Origin of the sequence: Actinoallomurus sp. NPDC052274, assembly GCF_040679475.1 — a bacterium.
Lineage (GTDB): Bacteria > Actinomycetota > Actinomycetes > Streptosporangiales > Streptosporangiaceae > Actinoallomurus > Actinoallomurus liliacearum.
In genome coordinates, this window is record NZ_JBFAUT010000056.1 from 1 (window position 1) to 14,535 (window position 14,535).

The following is a 14,535-nucleotide window of genomic DNA, read 5'->3' on the forward strand; positions in this document are numbered from 1 at the left end:
AGCGGGCGGCGACCGGTTCGCCGTGCTGTCGTTCGACCACGAGATCGAGCGCGCCCTCCCCGGCGGGCTGTCCGCCGCGACCGATCGCGCCCGGTCCGCGCGATGAGCACCGCGTTGTGATCGTTGACGTCCAGCGCCAGCGCCGCGGCGTACAGGTCGCGGTAGTTGCCGAGCAGGTACTGGTGCAGGAAGTCCAGGGACAGGCGCTGTTCGGCGTCGCCGGAGTGGAACTCGCGCTGGCCCGTGGACGTGATCGCCGCGTTGACGAACAGCAGGACGTCCTCCGCGGCGATCAGGTCCGCGCTGGTCTCGGCACGCGTCACGGTTCGCACCTTCCGGGGAGGGGAGGCCGGCCGGGGAATGGGGGCACGAGCTGCGAATCGTCGCTTTACAGGCGGGTTCCGGAAGTCGCACCGGAGTCCCGCGGCCGGCCCCGGAACCGTAGCACCGGCCTCGCGCCCGCTTCACCCGGGTTTCCGGTGAGGCGCCGGGCGCTCACTCCCCGATCGCGGCACCCACCGACCTCACCCGCTCACCTCTCGATCGCGGCACCCACCTCAACCGCTCACTCCTCGATCGCGCCGCCCACCGTTCGCAGGTGCTCGCGGAACGTCAGCGACGGCGCCTCGCGGCGCGCGGCGAGGTAGGCGGCGAAGCCGACCTGCTCGCGGAGCGAGGCGCCCGCGCGGATCCGCTCGGCCTGCGCCCGCTCGGTGTCGCGGATCCGTTCCGCGATCGTCAGGAGGCGCTCGGCCTCGGCGGCCGGGACGAACAGCACGCCGTCGTCGTCGCCGAGCACCAGGTCGTCGCGGGTCACGACGTGGTCGCCCACGGCGGCCGACGTGAGCGCGTCGGCGGGCCGGTCACGGAGGCTGAGCGGGCCGGTCGAGATCGCCCCCAGGCTGAAGACCGGCAGTCCGATCGCCCGGATGTCGGCGGTGTCGCGGTGCAGCCCCCAGATCGCGATGCCCGTCAGCCCGGCCGCCGCGGCCTCCAGGACGACCAGGTCACCGACGCACGCCTCGTCGAGACGCCCGCCGTTGTCGACCACCAGGACCTCGCCAGGAGTCGCCTCCTCGAACGCCTCCAGGAACATGTCGACGCTGCCGAGGTGCCGGGCCGGACGCGCGCGGCCCAGCAGACGGGTCCCGGGCTCCACGGCGCTCATCGCGGCGGGCGCGCAGCGCACGGGCAGGCCGGCGCGGATGCACGCGTCCGCCACGTGGGCGGTGGTCAGCGTCTCGAAGCGCCGCCTGAGATCCTTCTCGTCCATCCGTGGTTCCTCTCTCTGCTCTCGCTCGGCGTCCGGTCGTCAGAACGCCGCGATCGTGGCCGGGGCCCGCTCGGCGCGGCTCAGGGCGCGCAGCACGCCGGTCGGGCCATGCCGGCGTACGGCGAGGCGGGTCAGCAGGTCGACCACCGTCTCGACGGCGCTCGGGGGGAGCGCCGGAGTCGGGATCCCCACGCTGACCGCGAGGTCGTCCGAGTGGACCGCCAGCTCCATCATGCGGGAGATCAGCAGGTCGCCCAGGGTCAGCGACCACGGCCCCCAGAACGGGAGGCGCACCGGCCGGTCCGGCGCGGACGCGAGGTCGGCCGCCGACCGCTCGACGGCGGCGTCCATCTCGGCCGCCAACGCCCCCGGTCCGCCCGCGGCCCGCTCCTCGCCGCCCCGTCGGATGCGGACGTTGATGTCGGCGTCGGGACCGGCGTCGATCCAGTCCACCCGGGCGTAGTGCTCCAGCAGGGGGACGCACGGCTCCCGAGGAACCGGCTGGGCCAGGATCTGCGGGATGGCGAGCACCTGGTAGGCGAGGTGACCGGCGAGGCCGCTCACTCCGAACTCGGGAAGCGCGCTCGGCTCATTCCACCGCGCGGCCACCGCCGGGTCGCGCAGCAGGGCCGCCGCCGAGCGGGCCACGGCCAGGAAGTCGTCCGTCGTACCGGTCACGGCTCTCACCCCTCGCAGCGGCGTACGAGCCGCGGAACGTTCGCCGACCCGGCAGCCCGCGGGCCGCGACACAGCGTCTCACAGCCGGCGGCCCTCGGCGTCCACGTGACGCGTCACGAACCCCCCTTTCCACGCCTCGTCCGGCGTCGCCGCCGAGTGCCGGCCGGGGGCGGCACCCGGGTCGTCGCGGTGCGCGCCGTACACGACCAGGGCCCAGGCGAGGCAGGCGAACGCGGCGAGGTTCGCGACCGCGCGGACGACGTTCCAGGTGACCCACCGGGCCTCGAACCGATGGCGCACGGCGGCCAGCTCGGCGAGGTGCCGGGGATGGCCGGCCTTGGCGAGCTGGTCGTTGAGGGGGACGTTCACCCCGCTCGTGACGAAGAACATCACCAGGTAGAGGACCAGGGCGGCGACGATCCAGGGCAGGGCCGGCCGCCCGTGGCCGCGCCACGCCAGCACGGCCGCGCCGATGAGGAACACCAGCGCGCCCATGAAACAGAGCATGAACCAGCCGTTGATGATCGCCTTGTTGATGTTCCGCATCACCTCGACGAACGCGCGGTCGTCGCTGCGGCGCAGGCCGGGCATCACCGAGTACGCGAAGGCGGCGAACAAGCCGGCCATGAGCCCGGTCGTGAGCGTCGCCGCGAGCAGCAGAGCGGTCTGCAGGTTCTTCAGTGCCATGGCTCAATTCAACGGCGCACGGGTGAGACCGCCCATGGCTGAAGCTATTCAATACATGTTCATTCGTCTACAGTCTCGATCATGGACGTCGTGGCCGGTCTCCTCAACGGCCCCAGGGCCGAAGGGGCCTTCCTGCTCCGGTCCTCCCTCCTGCCGCCCTGGGCGCTGCGCGTGCGGGACAAGGCGCCGCTCACCCTCGTCGCGATGGTGCGCGGCACGGCCTGGGTGATCCCCGAGCACGGCGGGGCGAGCGAGCTGGGGACGGGCGACGTCGCGATCCTGCGCGGCCCCGACCCGTACGTCTTCGCCGACGACCCGGTCACGGCGCCGCAGGCGGTCATCCACCCCGGCCAGCGCTGCACCACCCCCGACGGCGGCGAGCTGTCGGACCTGGGGGAGCTCGGCGTCCGCACCTGGGGCAACGCCCCCGAGGGTGCCACCGTCATGGTCACCGGCACCTATCAGGTGCTCAGCGAGATCTGTCGTCCGCTGCTGGACGCGCTGCCCCCGCTCGTCGTCATCCGGGGCGACGCCTGGGAGGGCCCGCTCGTCCCGCTGCTCGCGGGGGAGGTCGTCAAGGACGAGCCCGGCCAGGACGCCGTCCTGGACCGGCTCCTCGACCTGCTGCTGGTCGCCGCCCTGCGCACCTGGTTCTCCCGGCCCGAGGCCGACCCGCCGCCCTGGTACCGCGCCCAGAGCGACCCGGTCATCGGCCCGGCCCTGCGGCTCCTGCACGACGCCCCCGAGCGGCCGTGGACGGTGGCGAGGCTGGCCGCCGAGACCAACGTCTCGCGGGCGGCCCTGGCCCGCCGGTTCACGGCGCTGGTGGGCGAGCCGCCGATGGGCTACCTCACCGCCTGGCGGATCGCGCTCGCCGCCGACCTGCTGCGCGATCCCGGGCTCACCATCGGCCAGGTCGCCGAGCGGGTCGGATACGGCAGCTCGTTCGCGCTCAGCACCGCGTTCAAGCGCATCCGCGGCGTCAGCCCACGCGAGCACCGCGCCGCCGTGGCCCGCGCCCCCGAGCCGGTCGCGCCGACCACTCCCTGGCGCCGCCGCCCCGCCTGACCCGTCCCGCCTGATCTGTTCCTTCTGATCCCGGCGGGTGAGCGGGCCCGGCGTCAGGCGAACGCGTCGCGGGCGGACCGCCGGTCGGGCGACCGCCGCTCTCCGGGGGAGCCGGGCCCGGTGAGCGTACGCCGGGCGAGACGGCGGCTCTTCAGCGCGAGGTGCAGCTCGAGCCGTACGAGCCCGTCCCCGAGGTCGGCGCCGAGGAGGTCGGCGATCCGGCCCAGCCGGTAGTACAGGGTCGTCCGGTGCAGCCGCAGCCGGGCCGCCGTGCGTTGCGCGTCGCCGCCCAGGTCGAGGTAGGTCTCCAGGGTCCGGGTCAGCGTGCCGCCCGAGGCCGCGGCCCGGTCGAGCGGCGCCAGCACGTCCTCGGCGTCTCCCGGCGGCATCCGCAGCAGGGCGCGGTAGGGCCCCAGGTCGGACCACGACAGCGGCTCGGGCAGCGCGGGGTCGAGGACGGTCAGCTCGGCCGCGGCGAGCGCCTGGGCGTGCGCGGCGCGGGCCGTACCGGCGGCGAACGGCACCGGCTCACTGGCGCCCACGGCGAACCGCGTCCCGGCCGGCGCGGTCCGGCCGCCCACGGCCTCGGCGACCCGGTGGAGCGCGTCCGCGAACGGAGGGCGGTCCGCCGGATGCCGGAGCAGCACAACCGCGTGCGTAGCGCCGACGAACGACCCGACGTAGGCGGGATGCGGGCGCAGCGCGGGGGCCGTTCCGGCGGTCAGCCGCTGGAAATCCGCCGAGGTGAGCGCGGCGACCCGATCCTCGCCCGGCCGGTACGGCACGGCGGCGCACACCTGGACGCGGGCGCCGACCAGCGCGGGGACGGCCGCGGCCAGCCGGTCCCGTACGTCGGCGCCGGACTCCTCGCCGACCAGCCGCCGGACCAGGCCGTCCACCCCGCCGTCGGCGACGGGGCCGGGTCGCCGCGCGAGGGCGTCCGCGAGGTCGTGGGCGCAGCGCAGCGCCTCGGTGATCGCGGTGTCGGCCAGCGGCCCGTCCGACTCCAGCACCCACAGGTACCCGAGGCAGCGGTCGTCCGCGCGGATCGGTACGCAGACGCGCGGGGCCATCCCCAGCGTGGGGTTGGCGGGGACGTGGACCGGCCCGGTCGCCTCCGCGATGCCGTGCCGGTTCTGCCAGTCCTGGATCGCCGGGGCGACCTGCCGGGTCAGGATGGCGGCGATCCGCGCGGCGTCGGCGCCCGCCTCATGCGCGCTGTAGGCGACGAGCCGACCGTCCGGGTCGTCGACCGACACGCCGTGCCCGATGCGGGCGGCCAGCGCGTCCAGCCTCGCCTGGACTCCGTCGCTCTCCACCGGTCCTCCCGTCCTTCGGCACTCGCGTTCCGACAAGTGTAGGAACGGCGACGCGCAGGTCACGGCGTCCATCCGATGCGCCGGCCGACCTGCGCGATCTACCGTCGGCCGGGTACGGGCCGTCCGCACGGCCGCCGTCCCGCAGTCACCAGGAGATCCGCCCGATGGGACGTTCCCTCGCCGCCCGCCCCTGGATTCCGGCACGGAGCGAGAAGCGCGTGCGGGAGGTGGCGGAGTCGGTCGCCGACCGGTCCGCCCCCGCCGTGCTGACCGAGCTCGACCGGCTCGTCACCGAGAACCACCGCATCCACGACGTCGAGTCGATCAATCTCAACCCCGCGACCAACGTCATGAACCCGCGGGCCGAGGCGATGCTGGCGGCCGGGCTCGGCTCGCGGGCCTCGCTGGGCCACCCGGCGGACAAGTACGAGACGGGGCTGGAGGCGATCGAGCAGATCGAGATCATCGCCGCCGAGCTGGCGGCGGAGGTCTTCGGCGCCCGGTACGCCGAGGTCCGGGTGGGCTCGGGCGCGCTGGCCAACCTCTACGCCTTCATGGCGACCTGCCGGCCCGGGGACACGATCATCGCGCCGCCGGCCGACATCGGCGGCCACGTCACGCACCACGGTCCGGGCGCGGCGGGGCTGTACGGGCTCACCACCGTGCCCGCGCCGGTCGCCCCGGACGGCTACACCGTGGACGTCGACGCCCTGCGCGCGCTGGCGGAGGAGACGCGGCCCGCGTTGATCACGATCGGGGGCAGCCTCAACCTGTTCCCGCACCCGGTCGCCGCCATCCGGGAGATCGCGGACTCGGTCGGCGCGCGCGTGCTCTTCGACGCCGCCCACCTCTGCGGCATGGTGGCCGGGCGGGTGTGGCCGCAGCCGCTCGCCGAAGGGGCTCACCTGATCACGATGAGCACGTACAAGAGCCTGGGCGGCCCCGCGGGCGGACTGGTCGTCACCGACGACGCCGAGCTCGCCGAACGTCTCGACGCGATCGCCTATCCCGGGCTGACCGCGAACTTCGACGCCGGGCGGACCGCCGCGCTGGCCGTGACGATGCTCGACTGGAAGGTCGCCGGGCGGGCGTACGCGCAGACCATGGCGGCGACCGCCGCCCGCCTCGCCACGGAGCTCGGGGCGCTGGGCGTGCCGATCTTCGCCGCCGACCGTGGCGCGACCCGGTCACATCAGTTCGCCGTCCTCGCCCACCGGTACGGCGGCGGGCAGCGGGCCGAGCGCCGGCTGCGCCGGGCGAACCTCCTGGCCTGCGGCATCGGCCTGCCGGTGGCGCCGGTCGACGGCGACACGAACGGTCTTCGCGTCGGTACCCCCGAGATCGTCCGGCTCGGCATGACGGAGGCGGACATGCCGGCGCTGGCCTCGTTCATCGCCCGAGGACTCGACAGGGACACCGAGCCGGAGGCGGTCGCCGCCGAGGTGACCACGTGGCGCGCTGGGTTCTCCGGGGTCCACTTCACCGTCCGCTGACCCGGACCGGGCCGCGGTCTCCGACCCTCGGCGGCGGTGTCGGGTTGCCAGCCGAGGGTCGTTAATTCGTCACATCTGCTGATTCCAGGATGTTAGAAGTTCACTTACCGTCTGATCGGATCTCCCGCCAGAAAGGGGTCAGAAGTGGCCTGGATCAGACGAAGTGGGCTGACGGTCCTGGCGACCGCGGCCGGGATCATGCTGGGCGTCTCGACCGCCAGCGCGGCGACCGGCACGGTGAACACCAGCGGTGTGGCCCTGACCGTGCGTTCCGGGGCCGGCACCGGCTACACGGCGGTCGGGAGCGTGGCGGACGGGGCGGGCATCACCATCTCGTGCCAGACGCGCGGGACGACGGTCACCGGCACCTACGGCACCAGCAGTATCTGGGACAAGATCACGAGCCCGGCCGGCTACGTCGCGGACACCTACGTCTACACCGGTTCGGACGGCACCGTCGCACCCCCGTGCATTCAGACGGTCACCGACGACTACCCGTACAAGTCCGACTCGTCGAGCGAGGCGGACCCGTGGCTCTTCTACAAGCGGGAGTGCGTGTCCTTCGCGGCCTGGCGGGTCCGGCAGCGGCTCGGCGTCGACTTCACCAACTCCTACCGGGGCGTGCACTGGGGCAACGCCAACAACTGGGACGACGCCGCGCTGTCCGCCGGGGTCAGGGTCGACCACACCGCGAAGGTCGGCGCCGTCGCGCAGTGGAACACCGGCTCGTACGGCCACGTCGCCTACGTCGCCCGGGTGAACAGCGACGGCACCATCCTGGTCGAGGAGTACAACTACCTCAGCGCCCACAACTACGACACCCGGACGATCAGCGCGAGCAGCGTCGGTAACTACATCCACTTCTGAGCCGGATTCGCCGTGGGCCCGTCCCGGTGGTCCGGGCCCCGGCGTTCAGTCCAGGACCGACCTGACCGACTCGGGGGAGCGGCCGATCACGGCGGTGCCGTCGTCGGCGGTGATGATCGGCCGTTGGATCCCGCGCGCTCAGGCCGAGGCCGCGTCGGCGCTCTCGGTCCGCGTCTCCGCCTCGTCGGCCGCCGGTACGGGCCGGTCGCCCTCGTCGACGAACACCCGCTCCAGCTTGGCCAGGGCCAGGACCAGGAGCAGGGCCGCGATCGGGATGATCACAGGTGCCACCAGTGCCGTGATCAGCATCCGGCACGCCTCCTCCGTGCCACGACATATCCGCACCAAATGCCCTGCCCGCAGAGCAGAAGAGGTTCGTCTGATCTGCGTAGATATCCGGTCAGATGCGCAAAGCTTGCGGCCGCGCGCGCCGAAGCGCCGCGTGTCGCACCCTAAAAGGGAGCTATGACGATGATTGAACACGTTTGTGACGAACTTGTTCGTTACGAACATGTTCGCTACCTTGAGTGGGACATGACCCGTCTCCCGAGGAGTTCCCTATGGCCACCCAGCACTCCATCGCGATCGTCGGCGCCGGTCTGGGCGGCCTCGCCCTCGCCCGCGTGCTCCACGTCCACGGCATCCCCGCGACCGTCTACGAGGCGGAGGCGTCCCCGGCCGTCCGCACGCAGGGCGGCCTGCTCGACATCCACGAGGACTCCGGGCAGGCCGCGCTGCGGGCCGCCGGCCTGTACGAGGAGTTCCGGGCGATCGTCCATCCCGGCGGCCAGGGCATGCGCGTCCTCGACAAGGACGCCGTCGTCCACCTGAGCGAGGACGACGACGGCGAGGGCGGCCGCCCCGAGGTCGAGCGCGGCGACCTGCGCGACCTTCTCCTCGGCTCGCTGCCCCCGGACACGGTCCGCTGGGGCGCCAAGGTCACCGGAGCCCGCCCGCTGGGCGGCGGCCGGCACGAGGTGGCCCTCGCCGACGGCTCCACCTTCACGGCCGGCCTGCTGGTGGGCGCGGACGGCGCCTGGTCACGGATCCGCCCGCTCGTCTCCGACGCCAGTCCGGCGTACGCGGGGGTGTCCCTGGTCGAGGCCGATCTGCTGGACGCCGATATCCGTCATCCCGGGCACGTCGCCCTTCTGGGCCGGGGCTTCGCCCAGGCGCTCGGTCCGGGCAAAGGCTTCCTGGCGCACGGTGAACCCGACGGGAGCCTGCACGTCTACATCGCGCTGCGGACACCGCCCGACACCCTCGCGGGGATCGACTTCTCCGACACCAGGGCCGCCAAGGCGGCGCTGCTGGGCCACTTCGCCGACTGGGACGAGAGACTGCGGTCGCTGATCGCCGACGCCGACGGCGCGCTGGTCCCGCGACCGCTCTACGCCCTGCCGGTCGGCCACCGCTGGGACCGCGTTCCCGGGGTGACCCTGCTCGGCGACGCCGCCCACCTGATGTCGCCGTTCGCCGGCGAAGGCGCCAACATCGCCCTGCTCGACGGCGCCGAGCTGGGTGAGGCCGTCGCCGCGCACCCCGGCGACACCGAGGCCGCACTCGCCGCCTATGAGCGGGCGATGTTCCCGCGCGCTGAGACCGCCGCCGCCGCGTCGGCGCTGAGCCTCGACCTCTCCTTCCGCGAGGACGCCCCGCACGGCGTGCTCGAGATGTTCGCCGGGGCGTACTGACCGACCGCCGCGGGCCTTCTGCCGGGCGGCCCGGTCATCAGGAGCGACGCCGTCTCCGCGTGAGGGCGGGCTTGGCCGGACGTTCCCGGCGGCTGCGCGGGGCCGTCGAATGACCTGTCATGCGCCAACGGTAGCGAACATGTTCGTTCGCTCAGGCGGCCGCCGGCGGGCGCGGCAGGCGCGCGGTCCGGGTGAAGAAGGTGTTGATCCGCTGCACCGTGCTGGTGAAGTCGTCGAAGTCCACGGGCTTGGTGACGTACGCGTTCGCGTGCAGGAGGTACGTCCCGGTGACGTCGTCGACGTTGGCGGACGTGGTGAAGACGACCACCGGGATCGACCGGAGGTCCGCGTCGCTCTTGATCTGCTCCAGCACGGCGCGTCCGTTGCACTTGGGGAGGTTCAGATCGAGCAGCACCAGGTCCGGCCGGCACGCGTCGGTGTGCGCGCCTCGCCGGTGCAGGAAGTCCAGCGCCTCCTGCTCGTCCTCGACGATGAAGAGTCGCGGTGCGGGGTCGCCGTCCGGGTCGGCGAATGCCTCCTGGACCAGCATCTGGTCACCCGGGTCGTCCTCGACGACGAGAACGCTCAGGGGCTCCACGGGGGTCGTCACCCGGTGGCTCTCCCGCGCTTCGTGGCCCGGGGCGGCCGGGGACCGGTCATCGACATGGCGGGTGAACACAGGGAGAGGTCTCTCGATTCGGCGATCGGCGTGCGGGATGGCGGAACGGGCGGCTCGGGTCGGTGCTGGGACGGTCAGAGCCGCTCTTCTCGCGGGCGAGCGCGGTTCAGCCAACGACCTCGGACGTCGTTTTACGGAATCCTATTTCATGAAGCGTGATGACGCTAACAGAGCGTATGCGTCGCGCGTCCAGGACTGGACGGCCGACGGTCCCGGCCGACGTGATCGCCTGAGCGGGCGGTCAGCGGGTCACGGCGTGTCCGTCACGATTCCGCCGACGAGGGGGTGCGCCGCGACGGTCGCCGAGCCGCCGTAGTTCGCCTCGACGGCGGCGCGCTCGGAGGCGTTCGGCGTGGCGTTGGTGCACGAGACGCCGCCGGTCGAGCCGGACATGAGGGACGAGCACGGGCCCGGCTTGGCGTCCGGAAGCCCGAGGATGTGGCCGAGCTCGTGCGCGGCGATGCGCGTGGTGTTGTATCCCTCGTTGACCGCCTCGCGGCCGAACCACACCGTGCCGCGCCCGCCGGGACGTATCGGGCCGAGCGTCGACTGCGGCCACCCGTCGAAGGCGACGATCCGGATCTGGGCGGTCGCGCCGGGGGCGGCCTCGACCAGCCGGACGTTCTGTACGTTCGCGTTCCAGACCTGCGCGCCGGCGACCACGGCGCTCTTGAACTCCGCGGCCTGGCTGTCGTCGTAGTAGAGGGTCGTCGTGGCGAGCGTGGCGCGCTGGGGAGCGGCCGCGGCCGCCGCGCCGGCGGCGGGGACGACGGCGGCGGAGAGGGTGAGCGCGCTCGCGCCGATGAGGGTGAGGGTGCGGAACGGCATGGCGGGGGCCTTCCTCTGGCGGGACGACTGTGTCCCGGGTCAGGTCGGCCTGATCCTAGATCTGGATTCTCGCCGCAACAAGTCCTGTCAGGACGAGAAAACAAAACAGTAGAAGATGCCCCAATCCGTCGAAATTCGCCCGTGTCAGGTCGTGGAGGTCCAGGGATAAGACGCCGTGGCCTTCGTGCCACGACGGCCCGCGCGCAGCCGGAACACCGCGGCGACGAGCGCGCCGACGCTCACCAGGATGAGACCGCCGAGGCCGGCCAGCAGCGCCGGATCGTGTCGTGCGGCACCGATCGTTCCCGGACGGGCGGCGAAGTGGGCGTCGTCGGCGACGCCGGGCGCGGTGGGGGAGACCCGCTGCCGCCGGATCTTCTCCGCCGCGATGAGCGCCCGCACCGGACTCACGACTCCGAACCCGAGGTCGGCGTTGTACCCGCCCTTCGGGTGGTGGGCGGAGTCGGCGACCACCTGGGCCACCTGCGCCGGCGACAGTTGCGGGAACTTCGACCTGACCAGCGCGACGGTGCCCGCGACCCAGGCCGCGGCGGGTTCCGGACCCCAGAACTCCCACGGCCTTCCGTCCGGCCCTGTCGTGGGAGTGCGGGTGCCGGGCGCGGAGACCAGGGTGACACTGGTCTTGAGGGCGTACCTCGACCACCGGCTGCCGTCCTTGGCGAGCGTGCCGACGCCGATGACGCCCGGTAGGGCCGCCGGCAACGGTGGCGGATCGCCGTAGACGGTGGGCCGATTCGGAGCCACCACCACGACGTTCCTGCTCCGGGCGCGGTCCAGTGCCGCATCCATCTGCTCGGTGTCGTAGGCGTAGCAGGCCGTGGCGACGAGCACCACACCGGCACCATGGTCGACGGCGTACCGAATGCCCCGCGTGATGACGTCACACAGGTTGTTGCGGCCCCACCAGTCCTTCCCTCCGTGATCATCCCTGTCCGGCTCCACTCGGACGGGCAGGATGTCGGCGGCGGGGGCGACGCCGGGCACACCCGACGACGAGCGGCTGCCACCGAGGAACGAGGCGATCAGTGTGCCCTCGACCCGTTTCGGATGCGGTAGACCGACGAGATCGGTTCCTGGCCGGAGGGCGCCGGACCTCGGGCGCACGTGCGGATCGACGCCCGAACTCAGCACGGCCACGGTGACGCCCTTGCCCATGGTGACGTCCTGGGCCAGCAGTGTCTCGGCCATGAGCCGTTCCTGCAGTGTGTCCGCTGCCGCCGCGTCCGCCGGTTGCGGCGCGCCGGCGGCCGCGAAGACCAGGCCCGCCAGCGCGAGCGCCACGAGCCGGCGGCCGCGCCCGCTCATCCGGTGGCCGGTCAGCATCGAACCCCCCGCACCTTGCACGGGTCGTCCGCCTTGACGAAGAGGCCCGCCAGGTGATCGAGAAGGGTGTCCGCGGGTTTGAAGCGCTCCTTGTCGGCGGTCTCGGCTGTGGTCCTGCCGTCGACCCATCCGCTGACCTGCAGGATGACGTAGGGCATAGGGCCGGACCGGTAGGCCGTCTCCTGCCGTCGGGTGTCGTCCCAGTCGGCTGCCGGGGTGTCCGGGAACGGCACGACGCGCAACCCGTACCGGTTGTGGCCGTCCTCGGACAGCGACCTCAGCGCGGTCTCGACCTTGTCCTCGTCCGAGTCCGACATGACCACCACCCCGACCGTGGTGAGGAGTGTGCGGGACGCGTCGGTGTACGTCGCCCGCAGGACGACCCGGCAGCCCTGGGCGATGAACGTGCGGGCGACCTGCGCGTCGAGTGCGTCCGCGCAGCCGGCGGGCTGGGCGATCCCGACCCGGTACGCCGGCTGCAGACCGGACGCGTTGCGCACCGTCGGAGGGAAGATCTCACCCGCCGACCGGATCCGCCAGCGGGCGGCCAGTTCCTTCGACCCGGCGGCGGCCCGCTCCGCCCGGGTCGGAGCGCGGCCGAACTCGAGCACCACGCCGGTCACGCCCGCGACGAGGCCGACCACGCCGGCGACTCCGAGGACGGCAGCCGCCCAGCGCCGACGCCGGCGTGGCGGGGCCTCGCCCGGCGTCCCGCCCGTGTCGGTTCCGGGGTCCGGCGGCGTCGACTCCGGGCGTGCGGGATCGGCGGATTCGGCCTCCGGGCGTGCGGAGTCCGCTGAGCGGAGCTCCGGGCGCGCGGCATCGGATGACCGAGACTCCGGCCGTACGAGGTCCGGCGGCCGCGGCTCCCGGCGCGCCGGGTCCGGGACAGCCCACTGCGATGAGGGCGCGGGCACACCGTCTGCGGCGGGGTCCTCGGTCGTGTCCGTGGCCTCGGGATCGTCTGACATCCGCGCGAGTTTAATGATCTTTTAACCGATCGGCGCGCCCATTTCAGGCCGGAATCGGACGAGGTCCTCGGCGAGGCCGGCACCGGCTCCGTCTCCGGCCGGAACCGCCCGACGGGCGATTCATCCGGATCTGTCGGGAGTACCGGGAGCGGTGTCGTTTCGGCTGGTCAGGCCCTGGGAAGGGCTAGCCCGGGAGGCCGGCTGTGACGCGTCCGTGCTGTTCGGCGGAACTGTGGGAGGCCGGCCGCCACGCCGGTCCCGACTCGTTCGGGGTGCTCCGGTTCACCTCGGTGTTCGAACCGCTGTGCCTGTCGCCGGACTGGGCCGCGTACGACCCGATCGGCGGAATGCAGACGCACACCGCGGAGCTGACCAGATGCCTGGACCGGATGGGCATCCGGCAGACCGTGTTCACCTCGCGGCTGGCCGGCCCGGCCGGACGGAGGCGGTACGGTTCCGGCGCCGTCGTCGTGCGCACCGGGTTGCGGGTGCCGGTCCTGCGCCAGGTCTGGGCACCGTCCGCCCTGGCGAGGGCGCTCGGCCCGCAGAGCGCTGCGGACGTCGTGCACGCGCACAGCGGCGAGGACCTGGCCGTACTGCCGGTGGCCTGGCTCGCGGCGGTCCGGCACGGCTGTCCCCTGGTGGTCACCCTGCACAGCAGCCTGCGGCACACGGTCCGCGGCACGTCGCCGCGCGCCGCGGCGCTACGGCTGCTGGGCGGCCCGGTGGAACGGCGGGTGCTGGCCGCCGCGGACGCGGTCATCGCGCTGACGCCCTCCGCCGCCCGGCGGCTGCGCGCGGACGGGATGCCGCCGGACCACGTGCACGTCATCCCCTCCGGGTTCGACCCCGACCTGTTCGCGGCGGCCCGGCCCGATCCGTTCCCCGACGTGCCGCACCCGCGCATCGCGTACGTCGGCCGGCTGGCGGCGCAGAAGGGTGTGGCGGTGCTCCTCGATGCGTTCGCCCGGTGCCGGGTGAGGGCCACCCTGTTGATCGTCGGCGACGGTCCGCAGCGTGCCGCGCTGGAACGGCGAGCGCGGAGACTACGAGGGGAGGTCCGGTTCACCGGGCTCATCCCGCACGCCGAGGTACCCGCGGTCCTGCGGCACGCGGACCTGCTCGTCCTGCCGAGCGTGTACGAGGAGCTCGGCTCGGTGCTCGTCGAGGCGATGGCCGTGGGCCTGCCGGTGGTCGCCGGCCGGGTGGGCGGCGTTCCCGACCTCGTCCGCGACGGCGTCAACGGGCTCCTCGTCGCGCCGAAGGATCCCGCGGCCTTCGCCGGCGCCGTCGACCGGGTCCTGGCCGACTCGGATCTGGCCGGTCGCCTGGGCACCGGCGCCCGCGAGACCGTACGAGGCCACACCTGGCCGGCGCTGGCCGAACGCGTCGCCGCCGTCTACCGGCAGGTCCTGTCCGGCCGGCTCACCCCGGCCCGTCCGTGAGCGCCGGATCGTCCGGCTGCACAGCACGGCGGGCGCACGAGACGCGGTCGACCTGGCGATCGCCCCGAGCCGTGAACGGAGAGCGGCCCCTCTGAACTCAGAAGGGCCGCCGGAAGCGCGCTCGCCGACCCGTTCGCCGAGCAGGCCGGCGTCGAGCTCGCGTTCCCGTGCGTGTGGGTGGCCCCCTGG

General features: G+C 73.3%; 14 protein-coding genes and 1 pseudogene. 5 read left to right on the plus strand and 10 right to left on the minus strand.

Going from position 1 to position 14,535, the window contains the following annotated elements; translation table 11 throughout:
* The 4 genes and pseudogenes from AB0K82_RS34700 to AB0K82_RS34715 form a co-directional block, all read right to left on the minus strand.
* A pseudogene (locus AB0K82_RS34700) lies at positions 1–323 on the minus strand (hypothetical protein); the annotation flags it as partial.
* 242 nt (positions 324–565) lie between these two features.
* A complete protein-coding gene (locus AB0K82_RS34705; protein ID WP_364405196.1) occupies positions 566–1,273 on the minus strand; it encodes an RraA family protein in 708 nt (235 codons plus the stop codon).
* Between the two features lie 39 nt (positions 1,274–1,312).
* Positions 1,313–1,951, minus strand: a complete 639-nt coding sequence (locus AB0K82_RS34710; protein WP_364405198.1) for a maleylpyruvate isomerase N-terminal domain-containing protein — start codon at positions 1,949–1,951, stop codon at positions 1,313–1,315.
* A gap of 78 nt (positions 1,952–2,029) precedes the next feature.
* On the minus strand, positions 2,030–2,638 hold the full coding sequence (locus AB0K82_RS34715; protein ID WP_364405199.1) for an anthrone oxygenase family protein: 609 nt from the start codon (positions 2,636–2,638) through the stop codon (positions 2,030–2,032).
* 81 nt (positions 2,639–2,719) lie between these two features.
* On the opposite strand from AB0K82_RS34715, the gene AB0K82_RS34720 reads away from it, so the two are divergent.
* Positions 2,720–3,706, plus strand: coding sequence for an AraC family transcriptional regulator (locus AB0K82_RS34720; RefSeq protein WP_364405201.1), 987 nt, complete (start codon positions 2,720–2,722; stop codon positions 3,704–3,706).
* A gap of 53 nt (positions 3,707–3,759) precedes the next feature.
* Here AB0K82_RS34720 and AB0K82_RS34725 read toward each other — a convergent pair whose 3' ends face one another.
* Positions 3,760–5,025, minus strand: a complete 1,266-nt coding sequence (locus tag AB0K82_RS34725) for a helix-turn-helix domain-containing protein (protein WP_364405205.1) — start codon at positions 5,023–5,025, stop codon at positions 3,760–3,762.
* Between the two features lie 164 nt (positions 5,026–5,189).
* On the opposite strand from AB0K82_RS34725, the gene AB0K82_RS34730 reads away from it, so the two are divergent.
* Both AB0K82_RS34730 and AB0K82_RS34735 read left to right on the plus strand, forming a co-directional pair.
* The gene (locus AB0K82_RS34730; protein ID WP_364405207.1) at positions 5,190–6,518 is read left to right on the plus strand and encodes an aminotransferase class I/II-fold pyridoxal phosphate-dependent enzyme; all 1,329 of its coding nucleotides are present in this window, start codon (positions 5,190–5,192) and stop codon (positions 6,516–6,518) included.
* Between the two features lie 144 nt (positions 6,519–6,662).
* Positions 6,663–7,385 carry a CHAP domain-containing protein gene (locus AB0K82_RS34735; protein WP_364405209.1) on the plus strand — a complete coding sequence of 241 codons (723 nt, stop codon included), beginning with the start codon at positions 6,663–6,665 and terminating at the stop codon, positions 7,383–7,385.
* A 138-nt stretch (positions 7,386–7,523) separates the two neighbouring features.
* Here AB0K82_RS34735 and AB0K82_RS34740 read toward each other — a convergent pair whose 3' ends face one another.
* A complete protein-coding gene (locus tag AB0K82_RS34740; RefSeq protein WP_364405211.1) occupies positions 7,524–7,694 on the minus strand; it encodes a hypothetical protein in 171 nt (56 codons plus the stop codon).
* Positions 7,695–7,945: 251 nt separating this feature from the next.
* Between AB0K82_RS34740 and AB0K82_RS34745 the strand changes: the two genes are divergently transcribed.
* Positions 7,946–9,079 (plus strand): NAD(P)/FAD-dependent oxidoreductase, encoded by a 1,134-nt coding sequence (locus AB0K82_RS34745; protein ID WP_364405213.1) that lies wholly within the window; start codon positions 7,946–7,948, stop codon positions 9,077–9,079.
* A 151-nt stretch (positions 9,080–9,230) separates the two neighbouring features.
* On the opposite strand, the gene AB0K82_RS34750 is transcribed toward AB0K82_RS34745, so the two are convergent.
* From AB0K82_RS34750 to AB0K82_RS34765, 4 genes are all read right to left on the minus strand, one after another.
* Complete coding sequence (locus AB0K82_RS34750; RefSeq protein WP_364405215.1) at positions 9,231–9,689, minus strand: response regulator; 459 nt, start codon at positions 9,687–9,689, stop codon at positions 9,231–9,233.
* Positions 9,690–10,007: 318 nt separating this feature from the next.
* On the minus strand, positions 10,008–10,586 hold the full coding sequence (locus AB0K82_RS34755; RefSeq protein WP_364405217.1) for a snapalysin family zinc-dependent metalloprotease: 579 nt from the start codon (positions 10,584–10,586) through the stop codon (positions 10,008–10,010).
* A 144-nt stretch (positions 10,587–10,730) separates the two neighbouring features.
* Positions 10,731–11,930 (minus strand): S8 family serine peptidase, encoded by a 1,200-nt coding sequence (locus AB0K82_RS34760; protein ID WP_364405219.1) that lies wholly within the window; start codon positions 11,928–11,930, stop codon positions 10,731–10,733.
* Positions 11,924–12,901 (minus strand): hypothetical protein, encoded by a 978-nt coding sequence (locus AB0K82_RS34765; protein WP_364405221.1) that lies wholly within the window; start codon positions 12,899–12,901, stop codon positions 11,924–11,926. Before AB0K82_RS34765 ends, AB0K82_RS34760 begins: the two co-directional genes overlap by 7 nt.
* Positions 12,902–13,104: 203 nt before the next feature.
* Here AB0K82_RS34765 and AB0K82_RS34770 point away from each other — a divergent pair, with 203 nt between their 5' ends.
* Entirely contained in the window at positions 13,105–14,346 is a 1,242-nt protein-coding gene (locus tag AB0K82_RS34770) for a glycosyltransferase family 4 protein (protein ID WP_364405223.1), read from the plus strand.
* The last annotated feature ends 189 nt before the right edge of the window (positions 14,347–14,535 follow it).

Bases quoted from the DNA above. Each gene is read 5' to 3' on its own strand.
- AB0K82_RS34705 (WP_364405196.1), bottom strand. From the start codon at position 1,273: ATGGACGAGAAGGATCTCAGGCGGCGCTTCGAGACGCTGACCACCGCC.
- AB0K82_RS34715 (WP_364405199.1), bottom strand. From the start codon at position 2,638: ATGGCACTGAAGAACCTGCAGACCGCTCTGCTGCTCGCGGCGACGCTC.
- AB0K82_RS34720 (WP_364405201.1), top strand. From the start codon at position 2,720: ATGGACGTCGTGGCCGGTCTCCTCAACGGCCCCAGGGCCGAAGGGGCC.
- AB0K82_RS34730 (WP_364405207.1), top strand. From the start codon at position 5,190: ATGGGACGTTCCCTCGCCGCCCGCCCCTGGATTCCGGCACGGAGCGAG.
- AB0K82_RS34740 (WP_364405211.1), bottom strand. From the start codon at position 7,694: ATGCTGATCACGGCACTGGTGGCACCTGTGATCATCCCGATCGCGGCC.
- AB0K82_RS34745 (WP_364405213.1), top strand. From the start codon at position 7,946: ATGGCCACCCAGCACTCCATCGCGATCGTCGGCGCCGGTCTGGGCGGC.
- AB0K82_RS34755 (WP_364405217.1), bottom strand. From the start codon at position 10,586: ATGCCGTTCCGCACCCTCACCCTCATCGGCGCGAGCGCGCTCACCCTC.
- AB0K82_RS34760 (WP_364405219.1), bottom strand. From the start codon at position 11,930: ATGCTGACCGGCCACCGGATGAGCGGGCGCGGCCGCCGGCTCGTGGCG.
- AB0K82_RS34765 (WP_364405221.1), bottom strand. From the start codon at position 12,901: ATGTCAGACGATCCCGAGGCCACGGACACGACCGAGGACCCCGCCGCA.